We start from the raw sequence: 5,905 nt of genomic DNA, 5'->3' as shown, positions 1-5,905 counted from the left end.
TCGCGAAATTTCGCAGTCGCGACGCCAGAGACCGAGGGTTAGATCATGCCTAGCATTCACCTTCCGGCCGCCCGCTAGCGGACCCTGGTCAGGTTCCGCGAAGGTGGGCGCAGACATGCTGGGCTCGTCAGGATCAAACTGCACTATGAGGCGGCGGTTCATACCGCGCCAGGGGAGCGAATGGACAGCGAGGAGCCTCCGAACGTTCGGGTCGCCTGCTCGGGTGATATCGACGAGGTTGTGCGGCTGATGCACGACGCTGCGGCGTGGATGTCCGCCAAGGGAACGCCCGCCTGGGACGTCGCGCGGATCGACCGGACATTCGCGGAGACCTTCGTCCTGAGATCCGAGCTCCTAGTCGCGAGTTGCAGCGACGGCATCGTCGGCTGTTGCACCTTGTCGGCCGAGGATCCCGAGTTCTGGCCCGACGCCCTCAAGGGGGAGGCCGCATATCTGCACAAGCTCGCGGTGCGACGGACACATGCGGGCCGGGGTGTCAGCTCCGCGCTGATCGAGGCTTGCCGCCATGCCGCGCGAACGCAGGGGTGCGCCAAGCTGCGGCTCGACTGCCACCCGAACCTGCGTGGCCTATACGAGCGGCTCGGATTCACCCACGTCGACACTTTCAATCCCGGCTGGGATCCAACCTTCATCGCAGAACGCCTAGAACTCGAAATCTAACGTCCGTTCGGGCATCGAGGTCCATGTCGGGGTGGGACGGGCCCGTGGCTTCAAGATCACTTGCAGTCCGACCGCGATGTCTTGGTTGCGCGAGAGGTTGTCGATATCCTCCACTTCCATCATCAACCCTGGATAATGCCGCCGCCGTCATCGCCGCCGACGCCCGTGCCGGGCTTTTCGGGCCTGTCAGGCTTGCTCGGCCTTCAGCCTGCCTGGGCGAGATCTCCGGCGGACGGATTAACGGCGGAGCTTCGCCGCCTTTCGTGCGTGTGAAGGCCGAAGATAGTTCTCTCAAAAACATCCGTTTATGAGAGATACCAAATGTCATTTTCAGAAGACGACTGCACCAGTTGATTGGGCGTAATGGCTGTTGTGCAGCCAGCTCCTGACAGTTCAATATCAGAAGTGATCTGCACCAATCTCGACTATGCTCAATACTCGTGTGGGCTCTGTTGCAAAAATCGTGAAGCTTGAGCATGCTTGGCGGAGATTGGACGGACGGAACGATGACGGATTTCAAGTGGCGCCATTTCCAGGGTGATGTGATCCTGTGGGCGGTGCGCTGGTATTGTCGCTATCCGATCAGCTATCGCGACCTTGAGGAAATGCTGGCGGAACGCGGCATTTCGGTCGACCATACGACGATCTATCGCTGGGTCCAGTGCTACGCCCCGGAGATGGAGAAGCGGCTGCGCTGGTTCTGGCGGCGTGGCTTTGATCCGAGCTGGCGCCTGGATGAAACCTACGTCAAGGTGCGGGGCAAGTGGACCTACCTGTACCGGGCAGTCGACAAGCGGGGCGACACGATCGATTTCTACCTGTCGCCGACCCGCAGCGCCAAGGCAGCGAAGCGGTTCCTGGGCAAGGCCCTGCGAGGCCTGAAGCACTGGGAAAAGCCTGCCACGCTCAATACCGACAAAGCGCCGAGCTATGGTGCAGCGATCACCGAATTGAAGCGCGAAGGAAAGCTGGACCGGGAGACGGCCCACCGGCAGGTGAAGTATCTCAATAACGTGATCGAGGCCGATCACGGAAAGCTCAAGATACTGATCAAGCCGGTGCGCGGTTTCAAATCGATCCCCACGGCCTATGCCACGATCAAGGGATTCGAAGTCATGCGAGCCCTGCGCAAAGGACAGGCTCGCCCCTGGTGCCTGCAGCCCGGCATCAGGGGCGAGGTGCGCCTTGTGGAGAGAGCTTTTGGCATTGGGCCCTCGGCGCTGACGGAGGCCATGGGCATGCTCAACCACCATTTCGCAGCAGCCGCCTGATCGGCGCAGAGCGACAGCCTACCTCTGACTGCCGCCAATCTTTGCAACAGAGCCTCCGTCGCCATGCTCACCTCGCTTTGGTGCACACGAGTATTGAGCATAGTCGAGATTGGTGCAGATCACTTCTGATATTGAACTGTCAGGAGCTGGCTGCACAACAGCCATTACGCCCAATCAACTGGTGCAGTCGTCTTCTGAAAATGACAGGACAGGCGCAATGTCAGATTCTGTCGCGGCCTTGGCGCGTGCCTGGAAGCGTTCATAGCAATCCAGCCCGCAGAAATGTTCGACGTATTCCGCGCCTTCCGGGGTGAAGGCGGCATCGAGCGGAATTTCTTTGCAGCATACGCAGCAGGTGGTGCAACTGGCAGTGTTCGGGGCGTTTGCGTTCATGGTGGTACTCCTCCAGATTGGTAGCGAAGCTCAAAGCTGCCCACTCTCGGCTGGCTGGGAAGCGGTCATGATCTTCCCTTGAAGGCCCGCAGCAGCCGCGTCACAGACAGGACAAACAAGCCGGTCAGCGTGAGGGCTGCAATACCCCAGTGCTCCCCGATGAACGCGCCGGCCGTCGTGCCGGCTAGCACAATGGCGAGAATCGGCAAATGGCAGGGACAGGTGAGCACGGCCAGCGCGCCCCACAAGTAGCCGGTGATCGGTTTGTGCGTCTCAGACGGCAAGTGCTCTGGGCTGTTCATGGCAGACTCTCCGCGTGCTGTGCCGGTTCGGTTGGCATGGCGGCCAGTTGCATTTCGAGGCTGGCCAGGGCCTCGCGCCGACGCTCGACGAGTTGCCGCAACACGGCAAGCTGCGCAGACGCACCGTCACCGTCCGCAGCATCCAGCGCCCGGCACAGCCGCGCCAGTGCGTCCAGGCCGATACCCGCTTCGAAGGCAGCCCGTACAAAGCGCAGCCGTTGCAACGCGGTGTCATCGAACAAGCCGTAGCCGCCCGTGGTGTACGCGACCGGCCGTAGCAATCCGCGCAGCAGGTAGTCGCGCACGATATGCACGCTCACCCCGGCATCAAGGGCCAGCCGGGACACTGTGTAGGCGCTCATTGAACACCTCCTTTTCCTCATCCGGCGCAGCACGAAAGCTGCTTCACGTCCTTGCTGAAGGTCTGCGCCGCGAGCTTCAGCCCTTCGACCATGGTCAGGTAGGGGAACAATTGGTCGGCCAGTTCCTGCACGGTCATACGGTTGCGAATGGCGAGCACCGCCGTCTGGATCAGTTCACCCGCTTCCGGGGCCACCGCTTGCACGCCGATGAGCCGTCCGCTACCTTCCTCGATGACCAGCTTGATGAAGCCGCGTGTGTCGAAGTTGGCAAGCGCACGCGGCACGTTATCCAGTGTTAGCAGGCGACTGTCGGTCTCGATCCCGTCGTGATGTGCTTCCGCCTCGCTGTAGCCCACGGTGGCGACCTGCGGGTCGGTGAACACCACGGCCGGCATTGCGGTCAGGTCCAGGGCCGCATCGCCGCCAGTCATGTTGATCGCCGCACGAGTGCCGGCCGCTGCCGCCACATAGACGAACTGCGGCTGGTCGGTGCAGTCGCCGGCCGCGTAGATGTTCGGGCTACTGGTGCGCATGCCCTTGTCGATGACGATGGCCCCCTGCGCATTGACGGCTACCCCCGCCGCTTCCAATGCCAGGCTGCGCGTGTTCGGTGTCCGGCCGGTGGCGACCAGCAGCTTGTCGGCGCGCAATTCACCGTGCGTGGTGGTCAGCACGAATTCACCGTCCATATGGGCGACCTGGCTGGCTTGCGTGTGCTCCAGCACCTCGATGCCCTCGGCACGGAAAGCGGCTGTCACCGCCTCGCCGATGGCCGGGTCTTCACGGAAGAACAAGGTATTGCGCGCCAGGGCCGTGACCTTGCTGCCCAGCCGGGCAAAGGCTTGCGCCAGCTCCAGCGCCACCACCGACGAGCCGATTACGGCAAGGCGTTCGGGAATGGTGTCGCTCGCCAGGGCCTCGGTGGAAGTCCAGTAGGGTGACTCTTTCAAGCCCGGAATCGGCGGGACCGCCGGGCTGGCACCCGTGGCGACCAGGCAGCGGTCGAACATCACGACGCGCTCGCCACCCTCGTTCAAACTAACGATAAGGCTCTGGTCGTCCTTGAAACGCGCTTCACCGTGCAGAACGGTGATGGCTGAATTGCCGTCCAGGATGCCTTCGTACTTGGCATGACGGAGTTCTTCGACACGGGCCTGCTGCTGGGCCAGCAGCCGCTCGCGCAAGATCGTCGGCGGTGTGGGTGGCATGCCGCCGTCGAATGGGCTTTCCCGGCGCAGATGGGCGATGTGGGCGGCGCGGATCATGATCTTGGACGGCACACAACCGACGTTGACGCAGGTGCCGCCGATGGTGCCGCGCTCAATCAGCGTGACCTGCGCGCCTTGCTCGACGGCCTTCAGTGCTGCCGCCATCGCGGCTCCACCGCTACCAATGACGACGACCTGCAACGGGCGTTCGTTGCCACTGGGCTTATCAGCGGCCCCTATCCAGCCGCGCATCTTGTCGAGCAGGCCGGCGCGGTTGTCCGTCGGTGGCGCATCGGCAAGCGTTGCCTCGTAGCCCAGTCCGGCCACGGCGGTAGTCAGCGCATCCGATGACGTGCCCGCCTCAATGGCGAGTTGCGCTGTGCCCTTCGGATAGGACACCAGCGCCGATTGCACGCCGGGCACTTTCTCCAAGGCTTCCTTGACGTGAGCCGCGCACGAGTCGCAGGTCATCCCGGTGATTTTCAGGGTGGTCATGTATTTTTCCTTTTCTGTGGTGGCTACGGCTGTTGCCGTCAGCCACGTTGTTCTGGCAATTCACAGCTGTCCGGCCCGCAGCGGCGATGTGCTGGCGAGATGAAATCCCAGACCGACACCCCAACCATCAAGGCCAGGCCGACATAGAGCAGTCCACCGCTCTGCCAGCCGTAAGCCCGCATTAAAAACACCGCTGCCAGCACCAAGATCGGGCCTATCGTGCCGAGCGCCGTGCGTCGCCACTGTCGATGATTGAGCCAAGCGATAGCATTGGCGAGTAACGCGATGCCGGCGAACATCGGCAGCAGGATGCCAATGAATAGCCCCTCGTACTGGCTCAAGAAGCCCAGTCCGATGGCCGCGCCAAAGCTGGCGATGGCAGGAAAACAGGCGGCGCAGCCCATCGCGGAAACGACGCTGCCGAGCGCGCCGGTTTTGCCAGCGATGCGCGTGATGAGTCCCATGTGTCGCTCCCGAGTTCGGTTAACGGATCAGCGTTTGAGGCTGGACGGATAGCCCGCGTCCTCGGTCGCCTTGGTCAACTTCTGGACGTTGGTCTTGGCATCGTCGAAGGTGACGACGGCCTGGCGCTTGTCGAAACTTACGTCGGTCTTGCTCACGCCCTCAACCTTGGAAAGCGCGTGCTTGACAGTGATCGGGCAAGAGGCGCAGGTCATGCCAGGCACGGACAGCGTGACGGTCTGGGTGGCGGCCCACACGGGGGCAACAACGGCAGCGAGGGCGAGGGCGGCAAACAGTTTTTTCATGATGAACTCCTGTGATTAATAGAAAAATGGCATGACGTAGGGAAATCCGAGCGAGACCAGGACCAGCGCGGCCACGATCCAGAAAATGAGCTTGTAAGTAGCTCGCACTTGGGGAATCGCGCAGACCTCACCCGGTTTGCAGGCTTGCGCCGGGCGGTAGATGCGCCGCCAGGCGAAAAACAGCGCGACCAGCGCTGCGCCGATGAAGATCGGGCGATAGGGTTCCAGCACCGTCAGGTTGCCGATCCATGCCCCGCTGAACCCCAAGGCGATCAAAACCAGCGGCCCCAGGCAGCAGGCCGACGCAAGAATGGCGGCCAGCCCACCGGCGAAGAGCGCGCCGCGCCCGTTTTGTGGTTCAGACTTTTGTGGTTCAGACATACGCTTGTCCTTTCAAATTTGGTTTGGATAGCTTAAGCTTACTTC

Annotated in this window: 8 protein-coding genes and 3 pseudogenes; 3 read left to right on the top strand and 8 right to left on the bottom strand. The window is 62.1% G+C overall.

Annotated elements, in window-relative coordinates; all coding sequences use genetic code 11:
* Positions 1–180 precede the first annotated feature (180 nt).
* The 3 genes and pseudogenes from V6E55_RS24825 to V6E55_RS24815 all read left to right on the top strand — a co-directional run bounded on the left by V6E55_RS24825 (position 181) and on the right by V6E55_RS24815 (position 1,952).
* The gene (locus tag V6E55_RS24825; protein WP_000376623.1) at positions 181–681 is read left to right on the top strand and encodes a GNAT family N-acetyltransferase; all 501 of its coding nucleotides are present in this window, start codon (positions 181–183) and stop codon (positions 679–681) included.
* Positions 682–1,001: 320 nt separating this feature from the next.
* Positions 1,002–1,070 (top strand): annotated as a pseudogene (locus tag V6E55_RS24820) (EAL domain-containing protein); the annotation flags it as partial.
* 117 nt (positions 1,071–1,187) lie between these two features.
* On the top strand, positions 1,188–1,952 hold the full coding sequence (locus V6E55_RS24815) for an IS6-like element IS6100 family transposase (protein WP_001389365.1): 765 nt from the start codon (positions 1,188–1,190) through the stop codon (positions 1,950–1,952).
* 139 nt (positions 1,953–2,091) lie between these two features.
* On the opposite strand, the pseudogene V6E55_RS24810 reads toward V6E55_RS24815, so the two are convergent.
* From V6E55_RS24810 to merT, 8 genes and pseudogenes are all read right to left on the bottom strand, one after another.
* Positions 2,092–2,157: pseudogene (locus V6E55_RS24810) on the bottom strand (EAL domain-containing protein); the annotation flags it as partial.
* Positions 2,158–2,219: 62 nt separating this feature from the next.
* A pseudogene (locus tag V6E55_RS24805) lies at positions 2,220–2,345 on the bottom strand (DUF3330 domain-containing protein); the annotation flags it as partial.
* 65 nt (positions 2,346–2,410) lie between these two features.
* On the bottom strand, positions 2,411–2,647 hold the full coding sequence (gene merE / locus V6E55_RS24800) for a broad-spectrum mercury transporter MerE (protein ID WP_001087807.1): 237 nt from the start codon (positions 2,645–2,647) through the stop codon (positions 2,411–2,413).
* Positions 2,644–3,009: a mercury resistance co-regulator MerD gene (merD, locus tag V6E55_RS24795; RefSeq protein ID WP_001277466.1), complete on the bottom strand. Its 366-nt coding sequence runs from the start codon at positions 3,007–3,009 to the stop codon at positions 2,644–2,646. Before merD ends, merE begins: the two co-directional genes overlap by 4 nt.
* 17 nt (positions 3,010–3,026) lie before the next feature.
* Positions 3,027–4,712 carry a mercury(II) reductase gene (merA, locus tag V6E55_RS24790; protein WP_000209296.1) on the bottom strand — a complete coding sequence of 562 codons (1,686 nt, stop codon included), beginning with the start codon at positions 4,710–4,712 and terminating at the stop codon, positions 3,027–3,029.
* 38 nt (positions 4,713–4,750) lie between these two features.
* A complete protein-coding gene (gene merC / locus V6E55_RS24785; protein ID WP_000522996.1) occupies positions 4,751–5,176 on the bottom strand; it encodes an organomercurial transporter MerC in 426 nt (141 codons plus the stop codon).
* 27 nt (positions 5,177–5,203) lie between these two features.
* Positions 5,204–5,479, bottom strand: a complete 276-nt coding sequence (merP, locus tag V6E55_RS24780) for a mercury resistance system periplasmic binding protein MerP (RefSeq protein ID WP_000732275.1) — start codon at positions 5,477–5,479, stop codon at positions 5,204–5,206.
* Positions 5,480–5,494: 15 nt separating this feature from the next.
* The gene (merT, locus tag V6E55_RS24775; protein WP_001294656.1) at positions 5,495–5,860 is read right to left on the bottom strand and encodes a mercuric ion transporter MerT; all 366 of its coding nucleotides are present in this window, start codon (positions 5,858–5,860) and stop codon (positions 5,495–5,497) included.
* Between the last annotated feature and the right edge of the window lie 45 nt (positions 5,861–5,905).

The organism is Enterobacter sp. 342 (assembly GCF_036663495.1).
In the GTDB taxonomy this organism is placed as follows: domain Bacteria; phylum Pseudomonadota; class Gammaproteobacteria; order Enterobacterales; family Enterobacteriaceae; genus Enterobacter.
Note: the sequence above shows the minus strand (reverse complement) of the source record. Positions and strands in the feature narration are given on the sequence as shown.

Bases quoted from the DNA above. Each gene is read 5' to 3' on its own strand.
- V6E55_RS24825 (WP_000376623.1), top strand. From the start codon at position 181: ATGGACAGCGAGGAGCCTCCGAACGTTCGGGTCGCCTGCTCGGGTGAT.
- V6E55_RS24815 (WP_001389365.1), top strand. From the start codon at position 1,188: ATGACGGATTTCAAGTGGCGCCATTTCCAGGGTGATGTGATCCTGTGG.
- merE (WP_001087807.1), bottom strand. From the start codon at position 2,647: ATGAACAGCCCAGAGCACTTGCCGTCTGAGACGCACAAACCGATCACC.
- merD (WP_001277466.1), bottom strand. From the start codon at position 3,009: ATGAGCGCCTACACAGTGTCCCGGCTGGCCCTTGATGCCGGGGTGAGC.
- merA (WP_000209296.1), bottom strand. From the start codon at position 4,712: ATGACCACCCTGAAAATCACCGGGATGACCTGCGACTCGTGCGCGGCT.
- merC (WP_000522996.1), bottom strand. From the start codon at position 5,176: ATGGGACTCATCACGCGCATCGCTGGCAAAACCGGCGCGCTCGGCAGC.
- merP (WP_000732275.1), bottom strand. From the start codon at position 5,479: ATGAAAAAACTGTTTGCCGCCCTCGCCCTCGCTGCCGTTGTTGCCCCC.
- merT (WP_001294656.1), bottom strand. From the start codon at position 5,860: ATGTCTGAACCACAAAAGTCTGAACCACAAAACGGGCGCGGCGCGCTC.